We start from the raw sequence: 1,792 nt of genomic DNA on the forward strand, positions 1-1,792 counted from the left end.
CGCCATGGCCTGGCTTTGAATTCGCTGCAGGAAGATCAGCGCGGTAATCGTCAGACAGATCACCCCGCCGAGCAGGAATGCCAGCTTCACGGGCAGGCGCGGCTGGAACGACGGGAAGCGGGACGGGCGAGGCACGACCGAGGTTTGCGCCGGGGAGCCGGCCGGCAACGGCAAAATATCCCGGGGTGGCTGCAGGGGTGTGTGCCTGGAATCTGGCCAAGGCAGATTAAGCGGCGAGCGCGAGGCCTGGTTGTGCTGGGCGTTTCCAGTTTTCCCAGAAGGCGTCGAACTGGCCGCTGAGGAGAGCGCAGCGCGTGTGGAGCACGGCCAGCAGGCCGGTTGCGGTCCAGCACATGCCGGATTGTTTGGCGCGCTGACCGACGACGGTCTTGCAACCGGCTTCCACGACACCGGAGCCGATGAACAGACCCAAGCGCCGGAACTCGCCGTAGCGCATGCGCGAGCGGTTCTTCTCGAAGTAGCCCAGCTCGGTCGCCACTGCTGCGGCGCTGGCCCCAACGAGACCCTGGCCGCGGTGCCGCGCCGTCTTGAGCAAGCGCGACACTTCGCCGCGCCATAACCAACTCTCCCAGCGCAGCTGAAGTTTCGCCGCCGCGGGCGTGCCGGCGCCGACCAGCGCTTCGATGAGGCGGCTGAGGTGTTCGCGCGCGTGATAGTAGTCGAGGATTTCCGTGGCGCAGGAGAAGTTCACCCGGCCCAGTTCCCAAACCCACGCCGCCCCATCGCCGAGCAGGACGACGCGCTCACTTTGCCCCATCCCCCGGCGCCGCGCCTCCCGCCGCAAACGGGTGCCAAAGTCCCCCGCGCTCTCCAGTCCGCATAGATAGGTTGTACTGGCCGGATCGCGCACCGGATGGCCTTCCGCATCGGTGCCGTGCTGGGTGAAGACACAGCCCAACTTCACTTCGCGGGTTTTGGCGGTTCCGTCGGGTTGTTTGCCTTTTCGTCCCGCCAACTCCGCCGGCACCATCGGCGCGCCGGTGCCGTCGACTTCGACATAGAGCACGGGGATGGGGGCGGTCGGGGTTTCGTTCGGGGCGGCTTCCGCCGCCGCGTGGACGGCCGGTCCGATGATCTGCATCAGGCGGTGGATTTGGCGTCCCGCGATGGCCAAACCGCCATAGATCCGCAGATCCTCGCTGCCGGACTCGAACCCGGTTTGCGCTCCGGCCCGGCTCATCAGCCGCGCCAGTGCCGGGGTGTAGGGCCCGACCAACTTCAGGGCCAGGTCCAACGGATAGCGCCCCGCGCCCGTGCCGGCGGCATGATAGTAATTACGCCGCAGGGTCAGTGGACCAAAGAGGGTTTCGAGGTCGCGCGCGACCGCCGGGGTGCATTTTTCGCCGGGGCGGCTGGCGTCGTTGGCCAGCGGCAACGTCGGGTCGTTGAGCAGCTCTGCCAGCAACCGTCGGCCCTGCTGGAGCAACGCGGTGCGCAGGCCAGTTTCCACCCAGTCGCTGCCGCTCCAACCTTCCCGGCCCAGACGCTCCCGCGCGAGCGTTAGGAACGCTTCGACTTCCGTAGCGACGGCCGCTGCCACGACCGCGCGTTTTTTTTGCACTGGATTTATCATCCGTGCGCCGCCGCGTCAGTTGCACCGTCACATCGATGTATTCCTGGGCGAGGGCCTCGGCACGCTGGCGGTTGGCGAGCGCTTGCTGCAAGCCCGGCGCCTCGGCCGCAGGGATGCGCTGGCTCAAGTTGCGGCCGTGCTCCCAGACTTGGTGCTGATAGTACGGCCCGGTCGTGCCGCCGCCCGGAGCGGGACGCA

At 67.5% G+C, this 1,792-nt stretch carries 1 protein-coding gene; it reads right to left on the reverse strand.

From position 1 onward, the window contains the following. Window positions 1-226: 226 nt before the first annotated feature. Window positions 227-1,582 carry an ISKra4 family transposase gene (locus tag QZY48_RS34170; protein ID WP_295439172.1) on the reverse strand — a complete coding sequence of 452 codons (1,356 nt, stop codon included), beginning with the start codon at window positions 1,580-1,582 and terminating at the stop codon, window positions 227-229. Between the last annotated feature and the right edge of the window lie 210 nt (window positions 1,583-1,792).

The sequence above is a fragment of the uncultured Thiodictyon sp. genome, assembly GCF_903828115.1.
Classification (GTDB): domain Bacteria; phylum Pseudomonadota; class Gammaproteobacteria; order Chromatiales; family Chromatiaceae; genus Thiodictyon.